Origin of the sequence: Salinisphaera aquimarina, from assembly GCF_042643355.1 — a bacterium.
Lineage (GTDB): Bacteria > Pseudomonadota > Gammaproteobacteria > Nevskiales > Salinisphaeraceae > Salinisphaera > Salinisphaera aquimarina.
Window position 1 is genome coordinate 95,301 of the sequence record NZ_JBHRSS010000010.1, and the last position, 24,513, is coordinate 119,813.

Annotated in this window: 19 protein-coding genes; 11 read left to right on the forward strand and 8 right to left on the reverse strand. The window is 66.5% G+C overall.

Features of this window, described 5'->3' with window-relative positions:
- Nucleotides 1-18 precede the first annotated feature (18 nt).
- Nucleotides 19-3,486 (reverse strand): DUF748 domain-containing protein, encoded by a 3,468-nt coding sequence (locus ACFOSU_RS19815; protein ID WP_380691719.1) that lies wholly within the window; start codon nt 3,484-3,486, stop codon nt 19-21.
- Between the two features lie 71 nt (nt 3,487-3,557).
- Here ACFOSU_RS19815 and ACFOSU_RS19820 point away from each other — a divergent pair, with 71 nt between their 5' ends.
- The gene (locus ACFOSU_RS19820) at nt 3,558-4,424 is read left to right on the forward strand and encodes an NAD(P)-dependent oxidoreductase (RefSeq protein ID WP_380691721.1); all 867 of its coding nucleotides are present in this window, start codon (nt 3,558-3,560) and stop codon (nt 4,422-4,424) included.
- An 81-nt stretch (nt 4,425-4,505) separates the two neighbouring features.
- Here ACFOSU_RS19820 and ACFOSU_RS19825 read toward each other — a convergent pair whose 3' ends face one another.
- Nucleotides 4,506-5,018, reverse strand: coding sequence for a DUF1269 domain-containing protein (locus ACFOSU_RS19825; protein WP_380691723.1), 513 nt, complete (start codon nt 5,016-5,018; stop codon nt 4,506-4,508).
- Nucleotides 5,019-5,107: 89 nt separating this feature from the next.
- Nucleotides 5,108-6,499 carry an argininosuccinate lyase gene (argH, locus tag ACFOSU_RS19830; protein ID WP_380691724.1) on the reverse strand — a complete coding sequence of 464 codons (1,392 nt, stop codon included), beginning with the start codon at nt 6,497-6,499 and terminating at the stop codon, nt 5,108-5,110.
- A 142-nt stretch (nt 6,500-6,641) separates the two neighbouring features.
- Between argH and ACFOSU_RS19835 the strand changes: the two genes are divergently transcribed.
- The 7 genes from ACFOSU_RS19835 to ACFOSU_RS19865 all read left to right on the forward strand — a co-directional run bounded on the left by ACFOSU_RS19835 (nt 6,642) and on the right by ACFOSU_RS19865 (nt 14,067).
- On the forward strand, nt 6,642-7,691 hold the full coding sequence (locus ACFOSU_RS19835) for a sensor histidine kinase (protein ID WP_380691725.1): 1,050 nt from the start codon (nt 6,642-6,644) through the stop codon (nt 7,689-7,691).
- Nucleotides 7,688-8,416, forward strand: a complete 729-nt coding sequence (locus tag ACFOSU_RS19840; protein WP_380691726.1) for a LytR/AlgR family response regulator transcription factor — start codon at nt 7,688-7,690, stop codon at nt 8,414-8,416. The genes ACFOSU_RS19835 and ACFOSU_RS19840 overlap by 4 nt, the downstream gene beginning before the upstream one ends.
- A 62-nt stretch (nt 8,417-8,478) precedes the next feature.
- On the forward strand, nt 8,479-9,399 hold the full coding sequence (hemC, locus tag ACFOSU_RS19845) for a hydroxymethylbilane synthase (protein ID WP_380691728.1): 921 nt from the start codon (nt 8,479-8,481) through the stop codon (nt 9,397-9,399).
- A 7-nt stretch (nt 9,400-9,406) separates the two neighbouring features.
- A complete protein-coding gene (locus ACFOSU_RS19850; RefSeq protein ID WP_380691730.1) occupies nt 9,407-10,189 on the forward strand; it encodes a uroporphyrinogen-III synthase in 783 nt (260 codons plus the stop codon).
- Between the two features lie 44 nt (nt 10,190-10,233).
- Nucleotides 10,234-11,973, forward strand: a complete 1,740-nt coding sequence (locus ACFOSU_RS19855; RefSeq protein ID WP_380691731.1) for a uroporphyrinogen-III C-methyltransferase — start codon at nt 10,234-10,236, stop codon at nt 11,971-11,973.
- The gene (locus tag ACFOSU_RS19860; RefSeq protein WP_380691732.1) at nt 11,973-13,154 is read left to right on the forward strand and encodes a heme biosynthesis HemY N-terminal domain-containing protein; all 1,182 of its coding nucleotides are present in this window, start codon (nt 11,973-11,975) and stop codon (nt 13,152-13,154) included. The genes ACFOSU_RS19855 and ACFOSU_RS19860 overlap by 1 nt, the downstream gene beginning before the upstream one ends.
- 55 nt (nt 13,155-13,209) lie before the next feature.
- Nucleotides 13,210-14,067, forward strand: coding sequence for an SDR family oxidoreductase (locus ACFOSU_RS19865; RefSeq protein WP_380691733.1), 858 nt, complete (start codon nt 13,210-13,212; stop codon nt 14,065-14,067).
- A 1-nt stretch (nt 14,068) separates the two neighbouring features.
- Here the strand turns inward: ACFOSU_RS19865 and ACFOSU_RS19870 are convergent, their stop codons facing one another.
- Entirely contained in the window at nt 14,069-14,545 is a 477-nt protein-coding gene (locus ACFOSU_RS19870; protein ID WP_380691734.1) for a hypothetical protein, read from the reverse strand.
- Nucleotides 14,546-14,899: 354 nt separating this feature from the next.
- On the opposite strand from ACFOSU_RS19870, the gene cynS reads away from it, so the two are divergent.
- Nucleotides 14,900-15,346: a cyanase gene (cynS, locus tag ACFOSU_RS19875; RefSeq protein WP_380691736.1), complete on the forward strand. Its 447-nt coding sequence runs from the start codon at nt 14,900-14,902 to the stop codon at nt 15,344-15,346.
- A gap of 17 nt (nt 15,347-15,363) precedes the next feature.
- Here the strand turns inward: cynS and ACFOSU_RS19880 are convergent, their stop codons facing one another.
- From ACFOSU_RS19880 to ACFOSU_RS19895, 4 genes are all read right to left on the reverse strand, one after another.
- Nucleotides 15,364-18,480 carry an efflux RND transporter permease subunit gene (locus ACFOSU_RS19880; protein WP_380691738.1) on the reverse strand — a complete coding sequence of 1,039 codons (3,117 nt, stop codon included), beginning with the start codon at nt 18,478-18,480 and terminating at the stop codon, nt 15,364-15,366.
- Nucleotides 18,477-19,829 (reverse strand): efflux RND transporter periplasmic adaptor subunit, encoded by a 1,353-nt coding sequence (locus ACFOSU_RS19885; RefSeq protein ID WP_380691740.1) that lies wholly within the window; start codon nt 19,827-19,829, stop codon nt 18,477-18,479. Before ACFOSU_RS19885 ends, ACFOSU_RS19880 begins: the two co-directional genes overlap by 4 nt.
- Nucleotides 19,826-21,355 (reverse strand): efflux transporter outer membrane subunit, encoded by a 1,530-nt coding sequence (locus tag ACFOSU_RS19890; protein ID WP_380691741.1) that lies wholly within the window; start codon nt 21,353-21,355, stop codon nt 19,826-19,828. The genes ACFOSU_RS19885 and ACFOSU_RS19890 overlap by 4 nt, the downstream gene beginning before the upstream one ends.
- A gap of 88 nt (nt 21,356-21,443) precedes the next feature.
- Nucleotides 21,444-22,037: an EF-hand domain-containing protein gene (locus ACFOSU_RS19895; RefSeq protein ID WP_380691742.1), complete on the reverse strand. Its 594-nt coding sequence runs from the start codon at nt 22,035-22,037 to the stop codon at nt 21,444-21,446.
- 218 nt (nt 22,038-22,255) lie between these two features.
- Here ACFOSU_RS19895 and ACFOSU_RS19900 point away from each other — a divergent pair, with 218 nt between their 5' ends.
- Both ACFOSU_RS19900 and ACFOSU_RS19905 read left to right on the forward strand, forming a co-directional pair.
- Nucleotides 22,256-22,987 (forward strand): response regulator, encoded by a 732-nt coding sequence (locus ACFOSU_RS19900; protein ID WP_380691743.1) that lies wholly within the window; start codon nt 22,256-22,258, stop codon nt 22,985-22,987.
- Nucleotides 22,984-24,321, forward strand: a complete 1,338-nt coding sequence (locus ACFOSU_RS19905; protein WP_380691745.1) for an ATP-binding protein — start codon at nt 22,984-22,986, stop codon at nt 24,319-24,321. The genes ACFOSU_RS19900 and ACFOSU_RS19905 overlap by 4 nt, the downstream gene beginning before the upstream one ends.
- The last annotated feature ends 192 nt before the right edge of the window (nt 24,322-24,513 follow it).

The window sequence follows — 24,513 nt, forward strand, 5'->3', positions numbered from 1 at the left end:
TGATTCGAAGCGCGGGCCTCAGCGCCCGCTCATCGAGAACGTCGCCTGCGCCTTGGCCTCGGCGCCGCGATCGACCACCGGCTCGGCGAGGGTGATGCGGTCCGGATTGACGCCGCGCGCCGCCAGATAGTCGCGTACCGCGCCGCCGCGCTGGCGGGCCAGATTCTGCAGATCGACCCGATTGTCGCTGTCCACCTCGGGGCCGTGGAACAGCGACATCGCGTCGGCGTCGGCGGGTACCGCGTGGCCCTGAACGGTGATGGCGATCCCCGGCTTGTCCTTCATCGCCTGGGCGATATGGCCGAGGTAGGGGCGGTCGTCGGGCCGGACATAGTGCTTGCCCGGCTCGAAGGCGACCGGCTTCGATATCAGCGAGCGGCCGAGATTGAACAGCGCGTTCTTGGCCTTGTTGAGCAGGCCCAGCGGCGAATAATCGCTCATGATCGCGGTGCGCAGACCGGCCAGCACCGCTTCGCGTACCAGATTCTTCACCGAGAAGTAGGGGTTGGTGGCGTCGCCGAGGATCAGGGTCTGGAAATTGATCACGTCGTCCTGGCCGCGCACCAGCGCGAGCGCGGTATCCAGGGACACACCCAGCGCCACATTGGTCGGTTTGCCCGCATTGTCAACGAGCCGGAAATTGGCCAGCGTGGTGTCGAGATTGCCGTTGAGCTGACCGGCCGTGGCTTCCAGATGCAGGGTGCCGTCGGCGGCCCCGTTGGCGATGCGCCGGCCCATGGCGGCGTTGAGATAGCCCGACAGCGGGCGCATGGCCAGCGAGCGCAGCCAGGCGTCGAGATTCATGTTCACCCCGCCGGTGGCCATCGGCGCGATCTTGCCGCGGCTGTCGAGATGCCCGTAGGCGCCGACATCCAGCGACAGACGGTAGTCGGCGTCGCGATCGGGGTCCGCGGTATCCAGATCGTTGACGGCGAGATTCACGTCGGCGCCGTTGATCACCACCGGGGGCTCGACCGTGACGTCCGTGAACGTCAAAGCCGGCCCGCTCAACGCCAGGTTGTCGACGGTGTAGCTTGCCGACGAAGACGAGGCATCGCTGCTCGGCCCCGTGCTCTCGTCCGTGGCGTCATCGCCGAAGAATTGGGCGATCACGCCCATGCCGCCGGCGTCGCGGCGCAGGTGGATGTTGGTGCCCTGCAGGTCCAGCTTGGCGACGCGATAATGCAGCAGATCGTCGAGGCGGAACTGTTGCGCGGTGGTGGTCACCGATTCGACCACGGCGACGCTGGAATCGGTGTCGCCGAGCATGCGCACGCCGTGGGCCTCGATTGCGTCGAGCGCGATCGAATCGAGGCCGTCGATGCTCAGGCCGCTGCCATGCATCTGCATCATGTCCACCCAGGGCGCGTCGATGGCGGTATTCATCACCGCGAACTCGTGGCCGTCGATCTCGCCAGCCATGCGCAGTACCAGGGCGTCGCCGGCGCCGTTGGCGGTTTCGGCGTAGTCGCCGTCGTAGACGAGTCGGTCGGCGGACAGGGCGATCGGCGTTGCGGCGATGTCCAGACGCGCGCCGTTGGCGATCAGCCTGCCGTGGCCCTGACGGGCGAACAACTGGGCCATGTCGACGGTGGTCGTGCCCTGCCAGTCGAGATCGTCGGCGCTGAACGTGGAGGTGTCGACCACCGTGAACGCAAATGCGCTCGCATCGAGCGCACCATCGGTGTGAACCCGGGTCGAGCCGGCATCGATATCGGTTCGCGACGTGCCTTTGAAATTCAGGGTGTCACTGACAAAGTCGATGCTGTCGGGTACCGCCAGGCGCATGCCGTTGGCCGCCAGCGCGCCGTCGGCGTCGACCCGGGTCGACGCATCGCCGGTGGTGACGTGCGTGTCGCCGTCGAAGGTGAGGGTGTCGGCATCCACAACCGTGCCCTGACGCTCGGCGATCTTCATGCGCTGCGCGGACAGCGCGCCGTGGGCATCGACGCGGGTGCCGTTGTTGTCGACGATCGTGCGCGTGCTGCCCTTGAAGTTCAGGCTGGCGGAGCCGACGCTTGCGCCCTCGGCCACCGCGATCTGAGTGGCCTTCGCCTTGAGCGTGCCGTCGCTGTCGACACGCGTGGTATCGGCCAGCGCGGTCGTCGTGGTGCCGTGCCAGTCGAGCGTGTCGGCGCGGATATGCGTGCCGCCGGTGACGCTGAACGACGCGGCCCGCGCCTTGAGTGTGCTGTCGGTGGTAATGCGGCTGGCCGCGCCGCCCAGGCGCGCCTGCAGCGTGCCCTGCCAATCGGCGTGCTTCTGGTCGAGGCTGAAAAGATCCGGCCAGTTCGTTCGCAAGCCGTCCGTCTGGATATGTCCATCGATATCGATACGAGTGGGCGCTTCATCACCGACTGTCACCGTCTGCTGCGGTTCGGCCGGCCCGGGTAGCGCGTCGATACCGACCAGCGACGTGGATCCGGACAGCCTGAGTCGCATGCCGTTGATCTGTACGGTTTTTCCGACGCTGTCCTTCGACGGCGCCGGTGATTCGTCGCTGCGGGGTTTCCCGGTCGGTTGTGTACTGCCCGCGTCGCTGGAGGACACGGCCGCGGTGGCGGCGTCGGCTTTGTCGCGGCCGCCGATCAGATGCATCGTCAGCGTGCCCTGCCAGTCAAAGCGGTCGCTGGAGAAGCTGGCGCCGTCGGCCAGTTCCATGCGTGAATCCTGCCAGCCGGCGTTGCCCTCCATCTTGAGCGACAGGCCCGCGGCGGCGCTGTATTCCATGTCGATCTGCTGCTGGCCGTCGATGGCGCCGGTGAGGCTTTTCAGGCCGTTGCTGCGGGTGATCGGGGACAGCAGGTCGAGCGCGAAATTCTCGGCAACGAACTCGAAATGCGCGCTGATCTTCTGGCCGAACGGCGTGATTCGGCCCTTGATGCCGATACGGCCGTCGCCGACGCTGAGATTGGCGTCGAGGGGTACATCGTTGTCCTGTTGCCAGGTGACGATGTCGCGTGCGCTGGAGTCGTTGAACACCAGTTCGCGGTCGATCGCGGGGGCGTCGCCGTCGGCCGGCTGCGAATAATGCAGGCGCAGGGCACCAACGCTGAGCTGCTGCAGGGCCAGGCCCCAGTTCAGCCCGCCGCCGCTGTCGTTCTGCCCGGACAGTACCGGGATGCCGCCCACGCGCAACGTGTTGTCGGCGGTGCGGCGTACGTCGATGGCGGCGTCGTCGATGGCCAGCCGCGACAGGCTGATCTGTCGGGAGAGCAGCGGCGGATAGTCGATGGCGGTCGCCAGATGCCCGATCTCGAACCCGTCGCCGGCGGAGGAATGGCCTTCGATGTCGTCGTATTCGATGGTGCCGGTGAACAGATTGATATCGACGTTGCCGATACGCGCATCGACGCCGGCCTGGGCCAGGTAATGCAGGGTGAGTTCGCGCGCGATCAGGGGTGCGCCGAGGATGAGGCCGGCACAGACAAGGGCCACCACGACCAGCGCGATGAGAAGGCGGCGCGGGCCGCGTGTAAGCGTCATGAAATGGTCTGATTGGCCCCTTGAATACAAAACCTTATCATCGGGCTCCTGTTTCCCGACAAACATCTTTCATGAAAACCGCATTTATTGGACTCGGCGGCATGGGCCTGGGCATGGCCACCAACCTGCAGCAAGCGGGTCTGCTGACCGCTGTCTACAACCGCACGCACGCCAAGGCCCGTGATTTCGCCGATGCGCATGGCGTGAAAGCGGTCGAGTCGCCGGCCGGCGTGGTCGCGGAGGCCGAAGCGATCGTCATCTGCGTGAGCGCCGACGACGACCTGCTCGCAGTCATCGACGCCATTGCCGACAGCCTCACCGACAAGCACATCGTCATCGATTGCTCCACGGTCGCCAGTGACACCGCCCGCGAGGCCGCCAAGCGAGTGGGCGTCAACGGTGCGGCATTCGTCGACGCGCCGGTTTCCGGCGGCACCGAGGGCGCCAAGAAGGGCACGCTGTCGATCATGGTCGGCGCCGACGACGCCGTGTTCGACAAGGTCAAGCCGGTGCTGGACGCGATGGGCGCGACCATCACCCATATGGGCGAGGTGGGCACCGGTCAGGCGACCAAGGCGGTCAACCAGATTCTGTGTGCGGGGATCAACCAGGCTGTCTGCGAAGGGCTGCGCTTCGGCGCCGCGCTGAACCTGCCGCTGGACAAGGTGGTCGACGTGGTCGGTTCCGGCGCGGCCGGCAACTGGTTCGTCAATCACCGCGGCAAGACCATGGTCAAGGATATCTTCGACCCGGGTTTCAAGCTCAAGCATCACCACAAGGACCTGGGCATCTGTCTGCATATGGCCGAGCTCAACGGCGGCGAACTGCCGTTGTCGAAAAAGACCCGTGACGAGTACGCCAAGCTCATGGAAGACGGCCACGGCGAAGAGGATATCTCGGCGCTCTATCGTATTCGCGCCGATCTGTTCGGCGACTGACCGAGCCGGACGCCAGCCCCCAAAAGCCGGCCCGTGTCTGCGAGCCGGCTTTTTTGTTCGACATGCGGGTCTGGTTATGAGCTAGGGAAAGGCCGGCTTGTGCGGGTCGGTGCCCTGGATGTCGGCGCCGGGATAGTTGTCCCGCACGGTGTTCTCGATCTCCTCCACCCGGTCGGCGGGCAGGTCGACCATCATCAGTACCTGACCGTTGTCGATCGCCTCTTGATACGACTCGAGCTGCGGGTTGTCGTGGCGGATGCCGATCATGCTCGACATCCAGGCGCCGAACCCGGCGCCAGCGAGTCCGGTCGCGGCCACAACGCCACCGCCGATTGCAATGCCGGCGGGCGGAAACACCAGCGCTGTCAGGCCCGCCACCACGCCGGTCACGGCGCCGGCGGCCGCGCCGCGCTCGGCGGCACCGGCGAGATGGGATGTCTCCGTGATGCCCGCTTCCGGCAGGCCGCTGGTGTCCGCGCTGTGGCGCGCCACGACATACATCTGGTCTTCGCTGATGCGCGCGAGCAACAGTTTTTCGACCACCTTATGCGTGGTCTCGATATCCGGCAGCAGAAAATAGAGACGGCGTTGCATATGCAAACCCTTTTTGTAGAAGCCAATGATCGTGAGACTGTCGATCAGGCGCAGGGTTCATATGCGGCGCCAGGGGTATCCCTGTCTTTTCAGTCGGCCAGTCGTGCTCGTGACCGGGCCACCGCGGCCCGCACCTGATCGGGCGCCGTGCCGCCGATATGATTGCGGGCAGCCACGGAACCCTCCAGCGTGAGTACGTCGTAGACGTCATCTTCGATGACCGTCGAGAATCCCTTGAGCGTGGCCAGATCCAGATCGGCGAGATCGCAGCCGGCGGCGATGGCGTGCTGCACGCTCTTGCCGACGATCTCGTGAGCGTCACGGAATGCCACGCCCTTGCGCACCAGATAATCGGCCAGATCGGTGGCGGTGGAGAAGCCCTTGCGCGCGGCGTCGCGGCAGGCGTCGGCGTGCACGGTGACGTGCGGCATCATGTCGGCATACAACGCGACGCAGTTGAGCAGCGTATCGACGGTATCGAAGATCGGCTCCTTGTCTTCCTGGTTGTCGCGGTTGTAGGCCAGCGGCTGGCCTTTCATCAGCGTGAGCAGGGCGACCAGATGCCCGTTCACCCGTGCGGTCTTGCCGCGCACGATCTCGGCCACGTCGGGGTTTTTCTTCTGCGGCATGATCGACGAGCCGGTGCAGTAGCGATCGGGCAGATCCACGAAACCGAACGCCGGGCTCATCCACAGCACCAGCTCTTCGGAGTAGCGCGACAGATGAGTCATGATCAGGCTCGCCGCGGAGACGAATTCGATCGCGAAATCGCGGTCCGACACCGCGTCGAGCGAGTTGTCGATGACCGAATCGAAACCCAGTTCGCGGGCGACCATCTCGCGATCGATGGGGAAGGTGGTGCCGGCGAGCGCGGCCGCGCCCAGCGGCAGCCGGTTGACGCGGGCGCGCAGCTCGCCCAGGCGCTCGCTGTCGCGCGCGAGCATCGCCTGCCAGGCCAGCATGTGATGGCCGAAGGTCACCGGCTGGGCCACCTGCATGTGGGTGAAGCCGGGCATGATCGTGTCGGCCTCGCGCTCGGCCACGTCGATCAGCGCGCCGCGCAGGCGCCGGACCTCGCCGAGCAGTGCATCGATGGCGTCGCGCAGCCACAGACGGATATCGGTGGCGACCTGGTCGTTGCGCGAGCGCGCGGTATGCAGCTTCTTGCCGAGCGCACCGATATCGTCGGTCAGGCGCGACTCGATATTCATGTGCACGTCTTCGAGCGCCGGGTCCCAGGCAAAATCGCCGCCGGCGATGCGTTCGCCGATCGCGGCCAGGCCGGCTTCGATCTGCCCGAATTCGTCGGGCGTGAGCACGCCCACGGCAGAGAGCATGCGCGCATGCGCGATCGAGCCGCGGATATCGTGGGCGGCCAGCCGGGCGTCGAAGGACACCGACTCCGTGAAGGCGGCCACGCGGGCGTCCGGGCCTTCCGAAAACCGTCCGCCCCAGGTCTGATGACTGTCGCTGCTGCTCATGATCTACGCTCGTTATTCTTGCGGTGTGGGCCGTCGGCCGTGGCCTGACGGGTTCCGACAAACAGCGCGCGAGTATATCAATCGAGCGCGCGATGCCGGGGCCACGCTTGACGTCGGGCCGGCAGCCTCCAAGACTCGCGCGATGCAACCCGCGCGCGAACCCGTCGAATTCCTGCCCGATTTCTGTACCGCGCCGCGGGTGCTGCGCGTGCTCATGGTCTGCGAGGCGGTCGCGGTGGTGCTGGCGCTCGGCGGCTCGCTCAGCCATGAACTGGCGCCGCGGTTTCTGCTGCTGTCGATCTATCTGCAGTGGATTGGTATCTGCAGCGCTGCCGCGCTGTGCCTGATTCGACGCTATGCCGGGCATCTGTCGGCGCGCGGCCTGGTGCTGCTGGCGTATCTCACCCTGCTGGCGGTGACCTTCGCGATTACCGAAATCACTTACGTCGCCGGCCGCTATTCCGGGTTCGGGCTGCTGCTGCAGGATGCAAGCCACCTGGGGTTTCTGGGCCGAAGTCTGGGTATCTGTGCCGTGGTCGCGGCCCTGGCGCTGCGTTATTTCTGGCTGCGCTCGGACTGGCAGCAGCGCGCCGAGGCCGAGATGCGCGCGCGCCTGGAGGCGCTGCAGGCGCGCATCGAGCCGCATTTTCTGTTCAACAGTCTCAACAGCGTCGCCGCGCTCATCGCGATCCGCCCGGCGGACGCCGAGTATGCGCTCGAGGATCTGGCGGCCTTGCTCCGGGCGCGGCTCTCGTCGGAGGTGCCTGCCGTCACGACGCTTGCCGATGAGATGACGCTGGTCAACGCCTATGTACGTATCGAGCAGCTGCGCATGGGCGAACGGCTGCGCATGGATATCGATATCGCCGCCGCGGCCATGGCCTGCCGCTTGCCGTCGCTGGCACTGCAGCCGCTGGTCGAGAACGCGATTGGGCATGGCGTGGCGCGTTTGCCCCGAGGCGGGGTCGTCAGCCTGTCGGCGCGCGTCGATGGCGGCATGCTCGTGCTACGGGTGGCCAATCCGCTGGCCGCCGACACGCCGGCGGTGCCGGGCAACCGCCAGGCCCTGGTCAACATCGAGCGGCGGCTGGCGTTACGCTATGGCGAGGCCGCGACGCTGCGGATCACCCGCGACAAAGAGCAATTCATCGTGGATATGCACTTGCCACAGGACGAACATCGGCTGTCATGAAGCTGGTCATTGTCGACGACGAGCCGCTGGCACGCGAACGCCTGCGCCGTATGATCGCCGATTTCCCGGGGTATACCGTCGCCGGCGAGGCCGGCGATGGGGACGCCGCGCTGGCCTGCGTCCGTGACACCGCCGCCGACGCGGTGCTGCTCGATGTACATATGCCCGGCATGGACGGCCTGCAGGTCGCGCGGGCGCTGGCGGAACTGGATCTGCCGCCCGCGGTGATCTTCGTCACCGCCCATAGTGAACATGCCCTGTCGGCGCACAACAGCCAGGCCGCGGGCTATCTGCTCAAGCCGGTCCGGCGTGACGACCTCGCCGCTGCGCTAGCGCGCGCGCGACGCCCGAGCCGGGCCCAGTTGGCCGCTCTGGGCGCCCGCGACTCTGCGGACGTGCAGGGCTGGATCAGTGCCCGCACCCGGGACGGCGTCGAGCGCGTGGCGGTCGCCGATATTCTGTATTTCTGGGCGGACCAGAAATACACCTCGGTTTACCATATGCAGGGCGAGCTGCTCATCGACCAGTCGTTGCTGACCCTGCACGAGCAACTGGGCGATGCCTTCATGCGGGTTCATCGCAAGGCGCTGGTCGCACGTCGACACATCACCGGGCTCAAGTTCGACAGCGCCGACGGGCCGTTGCTCACGCTGCGCCACGTGCGCGAACGGGTACCGGTCAGCCGGCGCCGTCTGGCCGAGGTGCGCGCGCTGCTCGAAGCCTGAGTCGCGGCCACCGCGGCTATCCGATTCATCGTTGTTTTTTCAATACAAGGCACCTCTTGATCATGCCGAAGACCCTCAGAATCGCCACCCGTCAATCCGAGCTCGCGCTCTGGCAGGCGAAACACGTGCAAGTGCGCCTGCAGACCGCGCTGCCTGAAATCGAGGTCGTGCTGCTGCCGATTCGTACCGAAGGCGATCGCATCATCGATCGGCCGCTGAGTGAAATCGGCGGCAAGGGGCTGTTTCTCAAGGAGCTGGAAGCCGCGCTGGCGGCCGGCGAAGCGGATCTGGCGGTGCATTCGATGAAGGACGTGCCGGCGGAACTGCCGCCGGGGATGGCGCTGCCGGTGGTGTTGTCCCCCGGCAGCCCGCTCGACGCTTTCGTGGCGAACGACTACGACACCGTCGAACAGCTGCCCGATGGCGCGCACATGGGCACGTCCAGCCTGCGCCGGGCGGCGATGCTCAAGAATCTGCGCCCGGATCTGCGCATCAGCAGTCTGCGCGGCAACGTCCAGACCCGGCTGGCCAAGCTCGACGCCGGCGAATTCGACGCCATTCTGCTGGCCTGCGCCGGGCTCGAGCGTCTCGGGCTGGCCGCGCGGATCAAGAGCGAGCTTTCGCCCGAGCAGAGCCTGCCGGCGATCGGTCAGGGCGTGCTCGGCATCGAGATCCGTGCTGATGACGACGAAACCGCCGCTCATATTGCCGCGCTCGACGACGAATACACGCATATCCGTATCGACGCCGAGCGGGCCGTGAACGCACGCCTGGAGGGCAGCTGTCATCTGCCGATCGCGGCCTATGCCGTCCACGACGGCCAGACGCTGCGCCTGCGCGCCTGTGTCGGCAAGCCGGACGGCACGGTCATGGTGCGCGACGAGATCAGCGGCCCGACCGGCGAAGCGGCGTCTCTGGGGCATCGGCTCGCCGAGCGCCTGCTGGCCGCCGGCGCCGACAAGATCCTCGCCGATCTGGCCTGACCGCGTCGTGTCCGCGCCGCTGTCGGGAAAATCGATCTGGGTGACCCGCCCGGCACATCAGGCGCGCGACTGGGCCGACCGGATCGCGGCCGCCGGCGGCACGCCGCTGTGCGAGCCGTTGCTGGCGATCGATGTCGCGGCCGACCCGGCGGCGGCCCATGCGGCGCTGGCACGGGCGACCACCGCGGACATCGTCATCGCCAGCAGCGTCAATGCAGTGGAGCATGCATGGCGGCTGTCACCCGAGTTCGCGCCCGAGGGCGCGCTGTTCGGGGTGGGCGCTGCGAGCGCCCGTGCGCTCGCGGCCGCCTGTGGCCGGCCGGTGGCGCAGCCCGAAGACTGTTTCTCCAGCGAGCATCTGCTCGCCCTCGACGCGCTGCGCGACTGCGCCGGTCAGCGGGTCGCACTGCTGGCCGGCGAGGGCGGGCGGACCGCGCTCGCCGATACCTTGGACGCGCGTGGCGCGCAGGTCGAAAAACTCGCCCTGTATCGACGTCGGCCCTGTGTCATCGCACCGGCGCGCTTGCAGCATCTGCTGGCGGCCAGCGATGCGGTCGTCGTCACCAGCGCACAAGCGCTTGCCCAGCTCGAATGTCTGATGGCGGCAGCCGATTCCGGCGACTGTCGGCGTGCGCTCGAGCGCTGTGTGTTGGTGGCGCCGAGCTCGCGTGTGGTAAAACAGGGTAACCAGCGGCTGCGCTGGACTCGCGCGCCCGTGATCGTCGACCGCGTCAGCGGCGATGCCGTCGTGGCTGCTCTTGCACGGGTCTGGCGGGGCAACGGACAATAACGGCCATTGGTAATGGCTTTGGTATCGGGGGAATCCGCCAGTACATGAGCGAAGAAAAGCGCAACGACGCCCAGTCCGACAAGGGCGCCGGCAACGACAAGGGCAGCAAACCCGCATCGAAGCCGTCTACCGCCGGTGGTGCCCGCAAGAGCGCCACTCCATCCCAGCCGGCCGGCAGCGCGCAGGCGAAGAAGCCGGCCGCGTCCAAAACGGCAGCGCAAACCGCGCCGAAGGCCTCCGAGCCGGCCCAGCCGACGGTCGACAAGTCGGCCGCCAAATCGACGGCTAGCTCGGCTAGCAGTACGGCGCCTGCCAAGGCGAGTGCGCCGACGCCGGCGAGTGCCACGTCGACGACCGCGGGCGCCAGTTCGGCCAAGCCAACACCTGCCAGTGCCAATACGAGTGCGAGCCGGACGGACAAGTCCGGCACGAGTCCGTCGCCGACACGCGCGGGCGGTGCATCGGGCGGGGTGCCGCCGACCGGTGGCCACGGCAACGGCCGTGATCGCAAGTCCGGCGGCCCGGCGTTGCTGGTGGCCATCATCGCGCTCATTGTCGCCATCGTGGCGATCATCGGTGCCGGCTGGCTGTGGTATCGCGGTGAGCAGAAGCTGGCATCGCTGGACTCGCGCACCGATACCGTCGAACAGGGCATGCAGTCGAGCGTGCAGAAAGTGGTCATGCCGCGCCTGTCCAAGTTCGATCAACGCCTCGAATCCATGTCCAGCAACGTGACCAGCAGCCGCGACAAGCAGGCGAAGGCGCTGTCGTCGATGCAGGAGTCGCTGAAGTCGGTGCAGGCTCGGACCGCAGCCATGGCGGATCAGATCGACGGCAACGCCAACCGCTGGGAGCTCAACCAGATCGAGTCCCTGCTGCGTGCGGGCAATCAGCGCCTGCAGTTGTTTGATGACCCCCAGGGCGCGCGTCAGGCATTGCAGCTGGCCAACGAAGCCATCGGTCGCAAGGGCGACCCGCGGCTGTTCAATATCCGCTCCGAAATCGTCAACGAGATTGCCGCGCTGCGTGCGCTGCCGTCGCCGGATATCGAAGGGCTGTCGTTGTCGCTGGCGGCCATGATCAAACAGGTGCCCGGCCTGCCGCTGGCGTCCACGGTACCCGGTGAATACACCCAGGGCGGCGGGGGCAGCCAATCGGGCGACAGTTCGAATGGCGATGCTGCCGGGGCCGCGGGCAGCGATCAGGACAACGCCGGGGACGACGGCTTTAGTGTGGACGCGTTCAAATCGCAGTTCACTCAGGGCTGGGGCCACTTCAAGAACTCGGTCAGCCAGGCGCTTTCCGGCATGCTCACGATCCGTCGCGAGGACGGCACCCAGAGCGCGCTGCTGCCGCCCGATCAGGTGTTCTTCCTGAACCAGAATCTGCAGCTGGAACTGCGGACCGCCCGCCTGGCGCTGCTCGAGCAGGATACCGAGGCCTATCGTGAAAGCCTCGCGTCGGCCAAGCAGTGGCTCGGCGATTATTACGATACCGATGCCTCGGCGGTGTCCAGCATGAGCGACCAGCTCGACCAGATGAGCAACGTCAAGCTCGACTGGGACGCGCCGGACATCTCCAAAAGCCTGTCGATGCTGCGTGACGTGATGGCCCAGCGGGCCGGGGGCAACGGCGGCGGTGGTGGCAGCACAGCTGGCAATGGTGGCAGCGAGAATGCCAACGCCAACGCCAACGCCAGCGGCGACAACGCCGGCAACGCCGCCGCGAACACGGCCTCCGACGATTCGCAGTCCGGCACCGACGCCGGACAGGACGGTCAGTAATGCGGCGCCTGCTCCTGATCTTCTTCGTCTTCATTATCCTCGGCGTCGTGCTGGCGCTGGTGTTTCGCGATCAGCACGGCTACATGCTGATTTCGTTCGCCGGCTGGCAGGTCGAGACATCGCTGCTGTTCGCGGCCGGCGCCCTGCTGGTGACCTTGTGGCTGGTAATAACGCTCTGGCGTCTGATCGTTGCCGGCGTGCTGCTGCCGCGCACGGTGCGTGAAAAGCTGGCGCGGCGGCGTGCCCGCAAGGCGCGGCGTTCGCTCTACGATGGCTTGCTCAAGCTCTCGGAGGGTCGCTGGTCGAAGGCCGAGCAGGAACTCAACCGCATGGCCGAGAAGAACGAGGCGCCGGGGTTGAATTACCTGAACGCCGCACGCGCCGCGCAACACCAGGGGCATGTGGCCGATCGTGACCGCTATCTGGAAAAAGCCGCGGCGCGTCGCGACGTCAGCGAACTGGCGGTGTTGCTCACCCAGGCCCAGCTTCAGATCGAGCAGGGCCAGGCGGCGGAAGCGTCCGCCAGCCTGGCGCGTCTGTATCAGATGGAGCCGCATCACCCGCTTGTGTTGAGACTCTATGCCGAGCAGGCACTGCGGGCTGGCGACTATGAACAGCTGCGCGGGCTCGCACCGGCGCTCTACAAGCACAGCACCATGTCGCCGGAGCAGATCGACCGCATGGCGATCGAGGCCTGGAGCGATGAACTGGCGCGACAGAAACGCGATGTGATTGCGTTGACCACGGCCTGGAAACGCGTACCCAAGCGTCTGCGCGCCAAGCCGGAGATGATCCGGCGCTATGTGGACTGCCTGCATGCGGCCAAGGCCGACGATCAGGCGGCCGACGTGATTCGCGGCGCGCTCAAGCAGGAATGGAACGCGTCGCTCGTGCTGACCTTCGGTGACCTCAAATGCGAGGATCGCACCGCCCAGCTGTCGACCGTCGAGGCATGGCTCAAGCAATACGGTGAAGAACCCGAGTTGTTGCTGATTGCGGGCCGCCTGTGTCTGCGCAACCGTCTGTGGGGACGTGCGCGCAGCTATTTCGAGGCGAGTCAGAAGAACCAGTCGCGTCCCGACGCGTTGCTCGAACTCGGACGCCTGTTCGAAGAGATCAACGAAAAGGACGAGGCCCGGGCGGCCTATCGCCAGGGTCTGGAGTTGCGTGTCGACGCGTAAGCGATGCCTCTGAGCAGCCACTGCGATTCGGCGAGGGTTCTGTCGGCCCGGCGTCATGCATAGCCTGATCATCGGTTGCGGTGATACCGGCACAAGAGTGGCCGCGCGAGCGGTCGCTGCCGGTGATCGCGTCACGGGCGTGGTGCGCAGCGATGCCAGTGCCTGGCGCGTTCGTGCGGTCGGGGCACACGCGCTGCAACTCGATCTCGACCTCGATGCCCTCGAACTGCCGGCCTGCGAGCGGCTGTTCTATTTCGCGCCGCCGCCCCGCGAGGGGGAGGCCGACACTCGCATGCAGCGCGTGCTCGATGCGCTCCCCGCGGTGCCGGCATACGCGGTCTATATCAGTACCAGCGGCGTGTACGGCGATTGTGGCGGCGAGTGGGTAGACGAAGATACACCGGTCAATGCCCAGACCGAGCGCGCCCGGCGCCGGGTCGATGCAGAGTCGCGGATGCTGGCCTACTGCGGCCATGCCACGGTTCTGCGCGCGCCCGGTATTTACGGGCCCAACCGACTGCCGGTCGATCGGATTCTCGACGGCACGCCGATTCTCGACGATGCCGAGGGCGGCTGGAGCAACCGGATCCATATCGACGATCTCGCGGCCGTGGCCTGGCGGGCGGGTGACGCCCACTGGGCGCATCGCGTCTATAACGCCACCGACGGTCATCCGACCAGACTCGGGGTCTACTACGACACCCTGGCCGGGATGCTGGGCGTCGCGTCACCGCCTCGTATCAGCTGGGCCGAGGCCGAGCAGCAGTTCTCGTCGATGCGCCTGTCGTTTCTTCGTGAATCGCGTCGGATCAGCAATCAACGCCTGCTCGACGACAGCGGCTATGTCTTCAGCTTCGCGGATTTTCGTGCCGGGCTCGATGCGAGCATGCGGGCACAGGCGCCGCTGGATTAGGTTAGCTGGCCGGCGCCGTTGTCGCGCTTGGCACGATCAGGTGCTTGCGCCGCAGGTCCGTGTCGAAGTCGCGGATCGCTGTCGCCAGGCAGGTGGCGCCGGTGAGCGCCAGGGCGACATCGCCGCTGGCGTTCTCGATCATGGCCACGTTATAGAGAAAACTGGGTTCGCCACTACGGCAATCGCCGATGCGATCGCTGGACAGGGTCAGACGGTAGCGCGCGCGCCGTGCCAGGCTCTGATAGTCGCGGTTGCCCTGTAGCGCATCGGCGTCGTAGCCGATCAGCGTCCAGCCGTGCTGGCGCAGGCTTCGGCTCAATCCCTGCGCGAGCATCCCCGTATCCTGGGTGACCGCCACGGTCACGTCCGGCCGGTAGCCGTTGTCCGATGCGCGCGCCGGGGGCGGCGTATTCGCGCAGGCATTGAGCATGCCGGACAGCAACAGGACGGCAATCAGAAACGGGTAGCGCGCGTGCATTGGATCAGGGCAAACAGGTTCATTGTCGGGGATACAGCATAACTGCTCGTCAGCACGCTGGGCAGCCGCGGCGTTGACGCGCGTTCCCCGCGCCCTGTTTCGGTGCGGTGGCATCACGCGCGAGATTCGACAGACCAATCGATGGCCGTTATTACCACGCCGTGCGGCCATCGCGTCATTGGCATGTTTTCTGCACCGGTCTATACACGCGGATCGGTCACTACGACTGTTCGTTGCCCGGCCGCCTCGAATCTCTAAGGCTGCAGGTCGCGACGTGCCGGTCCCTGCGTCGAAAACCCTGAATCCGCATTCGCTGTTTCAGGGCAAGTCAAACGATCCTGCAGGAGGTTGTCGATGGAAAAGAAGGCAATGACACGCGCCATTCTCGATGCCAAGAAGAACAAGGGCATGCGCTGGGACGCCATCGCCGAGCAGATCGGCATGGCGCCGGTCTGGACGGCGTCATTGGCGCTGGGGGAGAGTTCGGCCACCGAGGAAATCGCACAGAAGCTGTGTGCGGTACTCGATCTGGGCGACGATGTGGCCGATGCGCTGATGGTCTGTCCGCTCAAGGGCCAATGGATGGAAAAGACCGTGCCCACCGATCCGATGATCTATCGTTTCTACGAAATCATGTCGGTCTACGGCACGTCGGTGAAGGAGGTCGTCCACGAGGAATTCGGTGACGGCATCATGTCGGCGATCGATTTCACCCTCGACGTGGAGCGCGAGCCCAACCCCAGTGGCGATCGGGTGAAGATCGTGATGAGCGGAAAGTTCCTGCCGTACGTGCGCTGGTGAGTCACCGGGCCGGCTGATCAAGTCGAGGAGTCGCGCGCGCTCAGCCGTGCCGTGCGCCGGCCGATGGCTTCCTTCAAGTCCTCGACGATGACATAGAAACAGGGCACCAGCGCCAGGGTGATGCCGGTGGCGAACAGGATGCCGAAGCCGAGCGAGATCGCCATCGGAATCATGAACCGCGCCTGGCGCGAGGTTTCGAAGATCATTGGCGCCAGACCGCCGAAGGTGGTCAGCGTGGTCAGCAGAATCGGCCGGAAACGCCGAACCGCCGCCAGGCGCACCGCGTTGATCGCGGTCTCACCGCCGTCGCGCAGCGTATTGGCATAGTGGATGAGCACCAGCGAGTCGTTGACCACGACCCCGGCCAGAGCGACCACGCCCATCAGGCTGATCACCGACAGCGAGTACCCCATGATCTCGTGGCCGATGATGGCGCCGACCACGGCGAACGGAATCGCCAGCATCACGATGACCGGCTGGATATAGCTGGCAAAGGGGATCGCCAGCAGCATGTAGATGCCCGCCATCGACAGAATGAAGCCGATGAACAGCGAGTGCATGGAATCGGCGGTATCTTCCTGGCGCCCGGAATAGCCGTAGGTCAGGCCCGGATAGTCCTTGGCCAGCTGCGGCAGCGTGCTCTCGTTCAGCGTCTGCGTGACCCGGCTGGTGGCGTCGTTGGGCGTGACGTTGGCGGTGACCTCGACGCTGCGCCGGCCGTTGCGGCGCGTGATCGTGGTGTAGGCGCGGTTGTAGTCGATATCCGCGATCTGGTGCAGTGGCACGTAGGTGTTGTCGGCGGTGCGGATGAGCAGATCACGGATGGCCGCGGCGCTGTCGCGCTCGGCCTCGGGCAGCGTGACCATCACCTTGACCTCGTTGCGTCCCCGGAGCTGGCGCAGGGCCTCGTCGCCGTAGAAGGCGGCGCGCACCTGCGCACCGACGTCTGCATTGTTAAGGCCCAGACTGCGGCCGGCGTCGTTGAGCTCGAAGGTGACCTGGTTCTTGCCCTGGGCCACGCCGCTGTCGATATCGGTGACGCCGGCGAAATCACCCAGCTCGGTGGCCAGGGTTTCCGCCGCGCGATCGAGCGTGTCGGTATCGCGGTGCGACAGCTCCACGGTGATCGCCTTGCCCGACCCCGGGCCGCCGGCATCCGACTGGAACTGCGACGACTGCAGGCCGGGCACGTCGCCCAGTTGCTTGCGCCAGGCAGCGGTGAAGGCGGCGGTGCTGATCGGGCGCACGTCGGCCGAGGTCAGATACACCCGCATCTCGATACTGTTTTCCTCGACTTCGGCGAATACGCCGGTGGCGAGCTTGTCACCGCCGTTATTGGCGATCACCCGCTCGGCGGCTGCCTCCAGACGCTCGCGGGTCGCGGTCATCACCGTCAGCGGACTGCCGTAGGGCAGGGTGAGGGTGGCCTGGGCGCGGTCCGATTCCACTTTCGGCATCAGGGTGAAGCCCATGCGCCCGCTCGCCGCCCAGGCCAGCACGATGAGCAGAATGCCCACGCCCACGGCCGAGGTCATATAGCGATGGCGCACCAGCGTGGTCGAAAACGGCGCGTAGTAGCGACTGACCATTGCCGAGAAGCCGCGTGAAAAACCCTGCTGGCGCGAGTGGATGGCGGCCGACAGGCGCCCGCGTTTGCGGTTGCGCCCGTGCGCCAGATGCGCGGGCATGATGAACAGCGCTTCCACCCAGGACACCAGGAAGACGGTGATCACCACCATCGGGATCACGCCGAACAGCTTGCCGAGAAAGCCCGGCACCAGCAGCAGCGGCAGAAACGTCACGATATTGGTGAGAATGGAGAACGACACCGGCATGGCTACGTCGCGCGCGCCGCCGATGGCCGCATCCATCACGCTGGCTCCGCCTTCACGGCGCTCGTAGATGTTCTCGCCGGCGACGATGGCGTCGTCGACGACGATGCCCAGGGCGATGATGAAGGCGAACATCGAGATCATGTTGATGGTGACGCCCATCAACGGCAGGAACAGAAAGGCGCCCAGAAACGCGGTCGGAATACCCATCGTCACCCAGAACGCCAGGCGTATTTCCAGAAACAGGCTGAGTACGACCAGCACCAGCACCAGGCCCATGAACGCGTTCTTGAGCAGCAGTTCCAGGCGCTGCTTGTAGATCTCGGAGCTGTCGCCGTTGACCGCATAGTGCAGCGATGGCGGCAGGTCGGATTCCACCTCGGCCATCGCCGCGCGCGCGGCCTCGGCCACGGTGATCGGGGTCTGCTTGCCCACGCGATAGACGGCGATGCCGATCGAGCGTTTGCCGTCGTAGGTGGCCTCGGTCTTGCTGTCCTCGAAGCCGTCGGTGACGGTGGCGACGTCGCCCAGATGCACGACCGTGCCGTCGGCGGTGGTCACCAGCGGTATGCGCTCGAACTGGCGTGCGGTGTCGCGCCGTCCTTTCAGGCGCAGCAGCACCTCGCCCGACGCGGTATCGGCGCTGCCGCCGGCCACGTCCACGGCAGAGGCCGAGACCCGGTCGGCCACGTCGTTGAGGGTCAGGCCGTAGCTGCGCAGACGCTGCTGCGAAATGGCGACACGGGTGACCAGATCGCGCGCGCCCTCGAGTTCGACCTGGGTGATGTCGCCGGACTGCAGCAGGCGGTCCCGGACCTCTTCGGCGTAGGCGCGCAGCGAGCTTTCGCTGACGTCGCCGTAGAGCTGGATATCGAGCACATCGCGCTGATGATCGGAGAGCTGGATCACTGGCCGTTCCGCGTCGTCGGGGAAGGTGGTGATCTGGTTGACCGCCTGCTGCACGTCCTGAAATACGGCCTGGCCGTCGGCCGATTCGGACAGCTCAAGGGTCACGCTGGCGCTGCCTTCGGACGCCTCGGCGGTCATGTCGTCGATACCCGAGACATCGCGCACCTTTTCCTCGATCGCGAGCACGATGTTCTGCTCGACCTGTTCCGGCGTGGCGCCCGGATACGACACCGTCACGGTGACGATATCGAGACTGAACTCGGGAAAGACTTCCTGCTTGATCAGCGTGGTCATGAGCAGGCCGCCGGCCAGCAGGGCAAGCATCAGCAGGTTGGGCGTGACCCGGTTGGCGACCATCCACGCGATCGGCCCGCGGCGATTGGACGTGCTCATGAGCGCGGCTCGACGTTGGCGACCGCGTTCGCCTGGCGCCGGCCCGGTTCGGGGTCCGGAAGCTCGGCCAGACGCAGCTGCAGGCTGCGCTCCGGGTTGGGGCTGGCGGCGTTGGCTGCCGATGTGGCCTCGGTTTCGGCTGGCGCTGGTGTCGCGTCGGCGGTGCTGGATTCGACTCGTACCGGCATGCCCTGGATGGGCGCGGTCAGCTCACTGGTGATCACGTTGTCGCCCGGCTGCAGGCCGGCGACGATCACCGCCTGGGTGTTGTCGCGATAGGCGATGTTCACGCTGCGGATATCCAGCGTGTCGCCCGCGGTCATCACCCAGATCTGGTTGTTCTCGTGAACGAAGGCGGCATCGATGAGGACGCTGTTCGTGGGAATACTGGCCTGGAGACCGGCCTCGACATACGCGCCGAGCAGCAGCTGCGCGCCGTCGGGCGCATCGGCGCCCAGCGGATCGGCCACGCGCAGGATCACGCGCGCCATGCGGCCGTCGGTTTCCAGCCCTGGCTGGATACGCAATACCTCGGCGGGCATCGACGGCCCGGTGCCCCAGGCATCGGCGTAGTGGATGTCCGCCGGCGAGCCGGCACTGTCTGCGTGCGCGGCCTTAAGCCAGCGCAGCTGATCGACCGGCAGCGAGACATCGACCCAGTAGACATCGGTCGCGGCGACTGTGGCGAGCGTGTCGCTGGTGGCGACCACGTCGCCGAGCGAGGCGCTGCGCTCGGTGACGATGCCGTCGAAGGGGGCGCGTACCTGGGTTCGGTTCAGGTCGAGCTGGGCCTGTTCAACCGCGGTCTGCGCCGCCTGCACATCCGCCTTGGCCTGCTCCAGCTGTGGCCCGCGCAATGCCAGATCGCGCTCGTTCGCGCTGACCTTGCTGCCCACCAGCGCGAGCTCGCGTCTGGCCACGGCCTGCTGGCCCTCCTCCACCCGTAGCGATGCGCGGGCGCCGGCCAGATCGGTCTTGGCGCTGGTCAGCGCCAGCCGGTAATCGCTGTCGTCGATGCGGGCGAGCACGTCGCCCCTGGAGAAGCGCGTGCCGGGTGCGAGCTTGTCCTGCAGGGCCACGATCTGGCCGGATACGCGCGCCCGCAGTTCGGTGGAATCCGCGGCCTCGACCGTGCCGTTGGCGTGCAGGGTGAGCGTCGCCGGCGCGGCTTCCGCCGGGGTCACGGTGACCAGGCGCGCCTGACGCGCTTTGGCGGGTGCACGCGTGGCGGTGGGCTTGCTCTCCAGCACCATGAAGGCCACGACCACGCTTGCCGCGATCACGATCACCGGCAGGATCAGCGTCAATACGCGTTTGATCGGGCTGCGTTGTTTGCGGGGCGTGTTCATGAGGCGTTGTCGCTGTCAGAGGCGGGTTGGATCGGCACGTCGGGTGCACTCAGGGGCGGGCGGTCGTGGCCGGCGATCGACGCATCGCCGACGCCGCCGGCGAGGGCGCGATAGAGGTTGATGCGGTAGTCGAGCAGCTGGCGCTGAGCGGTCAGTTTGTCGACCTGCAGATTCTGGCGTGTGAGCAGGGCATCGAGCACGTCCAGATAGTCGGTCGCACCGCGCAGATAGCGCAGGCGCAGGTTGTCGACCGTCTCCTTGGATAGCGCGAGTTGCTTGTCGAGGCGTACCAGATAGCGTTTCTGGCGATACTCGTTGGTGAGCGCGTCCTCGGTTTCCTGCAAGCCGTCGAGCAGCGCCTGCTGATAGTCGGCGACTTCTTCATCGACCACCGCGCGGGTTCGGTCGACCTCGGCGGCGCGCGCGCCGCCATCGAACAGAGGCTGGGTCAGATTCGCGCCCAGCTGGGTGATCCAGTTGCTGAACAGGGCCGCCGAGTCGGTGCTCGTGGACAGCGTCGCCGACAGCGACAGCTGCGGGTAGCGATCGGCCACGGCCACGGCCACGCGCCGATCGGCGGCGGCCAGCGCATAGAACTGCTGGCGCACATCCGGCCGGCGCATGAGCGCGGCGACCGGCACGCCCGTGTCGGGCAGCGGCGGCAGATCGGCGAGCCGGCCGGTCGGCGCGACGAAATGCTCGGGCGCCTCGCCGACCAGCACGGCCAGCGCGTGTTTCATCACGTCGGCGCTGGCCTGGGTCTGCTCCAGTTGGCCGCGTACCGATTCCACGGCCTGGCGCTGGCGCAATACATCGGCGGCCGCGGCCTGGCCATGATTGAAGGAGAACGTGGTCAGATCGAGCACGTCCTGATTGGTATCGACCTGGCTGTTGAGCAGATCGACGCGCGCGCGCAGTTCCTGCAGCTGGTACCAGTCGCTGGCGATATCGCCGGCCAGCGACACCGCCGCCGCCTGCAGATCGGCGGCGCTGGCCTGGGCATCGTAGGCGGCGGCGCTACGCGTGTTGCGCACGCGGCCCCATAGATCCAGCTCGTAGCTGGCGGAGAACTGCAGGCTGCGGGTTTCGCTCCATTTGGAGCTGTCCTGGTTCAACGAAAAAGAGTTGCCGGTCGTGCTGCCGGTGAAGCTGTTGCCCTGGTCGGATTGGCGCGTCGCACTCTGGTCGAGACTGGCATCGACGCTGGGAAACAGTTGCGCCCCCTGACTCGCAAGCGTGGCGCGGGCCTGTTCGACACGCGCGTAAGCGGACTGCAGGGTGAAGTTGCTGGTGAGTGCGCGCTGGACGAGGGTGTCGAGCCCGGAATCGTCGAAGGCCATCCACCATTGCTGCTGCAGGGGCGCATCGCCGCGGCTGGCAAAACGCTGCGGCATCTGAAAGGCCGGTTCGGCCAGTTGCGGCAGCGGCGTGGTGGCACAGCCGGCAAGCAGCGCAATTCCGGTGAGCAACGCGATCGTCGGGAAAGCGTTGCCTGCGGTTCGAGGCGCGGTGCGCGGGTGCGTCATGCTGCTGCCATTGGTTTTCCGGGTATTGATATTTCGCAACAATGACGCCGGCGCGAAACCGCGCCGGCGTCTGTGGTCACGTGTCGTTCTAGCCCGCGTCGCGGTCACCATGATGGCGATCGTGCATCTTCTGCATGCCGGCATCCCACTCCGCGCGCGAAACCGAGCCGTTGCCGTCGGTGTCCAGGCGTTTCATGATGTCGCCGTGGCGCTTGTGGTCACCCTTGCGGCCTTTCTTGCAGTCGTCGCCCTTGTCGCTGCCGGACTCATTCTGCGACATGCCGCTCTTGTCGTGGTCGCGCTTGTGAGCGCCACCCTTGCCGTGCCAACCGTGGCGGGGCGGCCTGGCTTCGTCGCTGTCCAGGCTGCCGTCGTCGTTCTTGTCCATATGCTTGAACATCGCCTCGGCGCGCTTGTTGGCCTGGGCCATGAATTCGTCCTGGTCGATGCTGCCGTCGCCGTTGGTATCGGCCTTGTCGAAGCGCATCTGAGCCATCTTGGCACGCATCTGCTTGAGTTCATCGGCGCTCAGGCTGCCGTTGTCGTCGCTGTCGAGCATCGTGAACATCTTGCTGCCCTTGTCGCCGGCATCGGCGGCACCGTCCTGAGGCGGCTGAGCATTCGCGACGCCGAAGCCGACGACGCCGAGGGCGAGTGCGGTGAGTAGTGCGCTGTTCTTCATGAGTCATCTCCGTGATGGATGAAGCCGCTCGCGGCAGAGGTGTCGCGGCGGTACAGGGCTATTAGCGCGCATAAATGTCGTCCAAGTCTGTCGAGCGGGCACGACTTTGTCGCAAAGTGTGTCAGCGACCGCTATTGCCAGAGACCGATACACAATCGGCCGATCAAGCGATGCAGCGCGCGTTATATTGGCGACCCGTTCTTCCGCGCAGCCGTGCCATGGCCGAACAGCCGCATATTCTGGTCGTCGACGACCATCGCGATATCCGCGATTCGCTCACTCGCTATCTGCGCGATCACGGTTTTCGTCTGTCGAGCGCGGCCGATGCGGCCGCGGCCCGGCGGATCGTGCGTGATTCGGCCCTGGATCTGGTCGTGCTCGATATCATGATGCCCGGGGAAGACGGCCTCAGCCTGTGCCGCTGGCTGCGCGAAACCACCGAAATTCCGGTCATTCTGCTGACCGCGGTGGCCGACGAGATGGATCGCGTGATCGGTCTGGAGATGGGCGCCGACGACTACATCACCAAGCCGTTCTCGCCGCGCGAGCTGCTCGCCCGCGTGCGCGCCGTGCTGCGCCGGGCCACGGCCCTGCCGGCCCAGCGTGATCAGCCGGAGGACGCGCCGATCCGTTTCGATCGCTGGGTCTTTCATGCCGCTCAGCAGGAGCTGGTCGGTGACGACGGCGTCGCGGTGGCGCTGTCGACCGGCGAATACCGCATGCTGCTGGCGTTCGTGCGTCATCCCAATCGGGTGCTCTCGCGCGAGCAGCTGCTCGATCTGACCCAGGGCCGCGAGGCCGAGGTCTTCGATCGCAGCGTCGACAATCAGGTCAGCCGGCTGCGCCGCAAGATCGAGCGCGATCCCGCCAACCCGCGCCTGATCAAGACCGTCTGGGGCGGTGGCTACCGGTTCAGCGCGACTGCGGCCGACGACGGCGAGCCGGCATGAAACGGCTGTTGCCGCACAGCCTGTTCGGGCGCATCGTGGCGCTCACGCTGCTGGCGCTGCTGATTTCGCAGATGGTGAGTTTCTTCATCTTCGTGCACGAGCGTGACCGCTTCATCGAGCGCGTGGTGCTGGGTAACATGAGCGAGAACGTGGCCGCGGCTACCCGGGCGCTCGACTATGTCCCGCCGGGTCAGCGCGGCGCCGCACTGCGGGCCATGTCCACGCGCGGGCTGCGTTTTCGACTCCAGGACGAACCGCGTGTCGATACGCATCAGGACCCGCGCGCCGCGCCGTTTGCGCGCGAGCTCGCCCGCAGTCTGAGCGTGGACGAGGAGCGCGTGCGGGTCGCCATCGGCCCCGGTCTGGCACGCGGGCCAAGCCGCAAGGCCGGCGATGCGCTGATGCTGTGGGTGCGTCTCGACGACGGCCGCTGGCTGCTGGCCCGCCAGCGCCTGTTCGACCCGACCGCCCACTGGGCGCGCGCGTCGCTGACCACGCTCGTGGTGAGCGCCCTGGTGATGCTGGTGATCGTGGTGCTGGTCGGGCGCCGCATGACCCGGCCGTTGCGTGCGCTTGCCGGTGCCGCGGAGCGCTTTGGTCGCGGCGAGACGATCGAGCCGCTGGCCGAACGCGGCCCCGAGGAAATCCGGCGTTCGATCGCGGCCTTCAACCGCATGCGCGAACGACTGGTGCGATTCGTGGCCGATCGCACCCGCCTGATCGCGGCGATCGCGCATGATCTGCGCACCCCGATTACCGCGCTGCGGCTGCGCCTCGAGTTTCTACCCGAAGACGACAATACGCGCGCCATGGCGGCCACGCTCGACGACATGGCCCGCATGAGCGAGGCGTCGCTGACCTTCATGCGCGAGGATGCTGCCGCCGAGCCGACCCGCAAGGTGGATATGAGCGCCCTGGTGGACGCGCTGTGCGAGGACTACCGCGCCACCGGCTCCGACGTCGATTTCGAGCCGTCGGCACGGATCACCCTGGTATGCCGGCCGGTGGCGATCCGGCGCGCGTTGCGCAACCTCATCGACAACGCGCTGGCCTATGGCGAGCGCGCCCGGCTGAGCCTGACCGAAGACGGCGAGCATGTCGTTCTCGAGGTGGCCGACGACGGCCCGGGCATCGCCGAGGCCGATCGGTTGCGGGTGTTCGACCCGTTCGTGCGCCTGGAGGACTCGCGCAATCGCGATACCGGCGGTACCGGCCTGGGCCTGTCGATCGCCCGCTCGGTGGTCCAGGGCCACGGCGGCGAGATCGTGCTCGCCAATCCGGAGGCCGGCGGGTTATCGGTGCGTATATGGCTGCCGCGGGAGCGGCGCGTGTAGCAGGTCGTGGTCATGTGGTGCGTGTGCGACGCTAGTGTCGTCACGGTTGTCGTGACAGGCTCGTGTCCTGTAACGCAAATGCACTTCATGATTTCGGTGCTTTTTTGCGCCATGCGGCGTTGCGACGCCTCGCCGTGGCGACAGCCATGACTCGTTGCCGCGCCCTGCCTGACACATGGAATCACTCGGAAT

Bases quoted from the DNA above. Each gene is read 5' to 3' on its own strand.
- ACFOSU_RS19900 (WP_380691743.1), top strand. From the start codon at position 22,256: ATGGCCGAACAGCCGCATATTCTGGTCGTCGACGACCATCGCGATATC.
- ACFOSU_RS19855 (WP_380691731.1), top strand. From the start codon at position 10,234: ATGAGCGAAGAAAAGCGCAACGACGCCCAGTCCGACAAGGGCGCCGGC.
- ACFOSU_RS19870 (WP_380691734.1), bottom strand. From the start codon at position 14,545: ATGCACGCGCGCTACCCGTTTCTGATTGCCGTCCTGTTGCTGTCCGGC.
- ACFOSU_RS19825 (WP_380691723.1), bottom strand. From the start codon at position 5,018: ATGCAACGCCGTCTCTATTTTCTGCTGCCGGATATCGAGACCACGCAT.
- hemC (WP_380691728.1), top strand. From the start codon at position 8,479: ATGCCGAAGACCCTCAGAATCGCCACCCGTCAATCCGAGCTCGCGCTC.
- ACFOSU_RS19865 (WP_380691733.1), top strand. From the start codon at position 13,210: ATGCATAGCCTGATCATCGGTTGCGGTGATACCGGCACAAGAGTGGCC.
- ACFOSU_RS19840 (WP_380691726.1), top strand. From the start codon at position 7,688: ATGAAGCTGGTCATTGTCGACGACGAGCCGCTGGCACGCGAACGCCTG.
- ACFOSU_RS19860 (WP_380691732.1), top strand. From the start codon at position 11,973: ATGCGGCGCCTGCTCCTGATCTTCTTCGTCTTCATTATCCTCGGCGTC.
- ACFOSU_RS19885 (WP_380691740.1), bottom strand. From the start codon at position 19,829: ATGAACACGCCCCGCAAACAACGCAGCCCGATCAAACGCGTATTGACG.
- argH (WP_380691724.1), bottom strand. From the start codon at position 6,499: ATGAGCAGCAGCGACAGTCATCAGACCTGGGGCGGACGGTTTTCGGAA.
- ACFOSU_RS19835 (WP_380691725.1), top strand. From the start codon at position 6,642: ATGCAACCCGCGCGCGAACCCGTCGAATTCCTGCCCGATTTCTGTACC.
- ACFOSU_RS19820 (WP_380691721.1), top strand. From the start codon at position 3,558: ATGAAAACCGCATTTATTGGACTCGGCGGCATGGGCCTGGGCATGGCC.
- ACFOSU_RS19895 (WP_380691742.1), bottom strand. From the start codon at position 22,037: ATGAAGAACAGCGCACTACTCACCGCACTCGCCCTCGGCGTCGTCGGC.
- ACFOSU_RS19890 (WP_380691741.1), bottom strand. From the start codon at position 21,355: ATGACGCACCCGCGCACCGCGCCTCGAACCGCAGGCAACGCTTTCCCG.
- ACFOSU_RS19880 (WP_380691738.1), bottom strand. From the start codon at position 18,480: ATGAGCACGTCCAATCGCCGCGGGCCGATCGCGTGGATGGTCGCCAAC.
- cynS (WP_380691736.1), top strand. From the start codon at position 14,900: ATGGAAAAGAAGGCAATGACACGCGCCATTCTCGATGCCAAGAAGAAC.
- ACFOSU_RS19905 (WP_380691745.1), top strand. From the start codon at position 22,984: ATGAAACGGCTGTTGCCGCACAGCCTGTTCGGGCGCATCGTGGCGCTC.
- ACFOSU_RS19815 (WP_380691719.1), bottom strand. From the start codon at position 3,486: ATGACGCTTACACGCGGCCCGCGCCGCCTTCTCATCGCGCTGGTCGTG.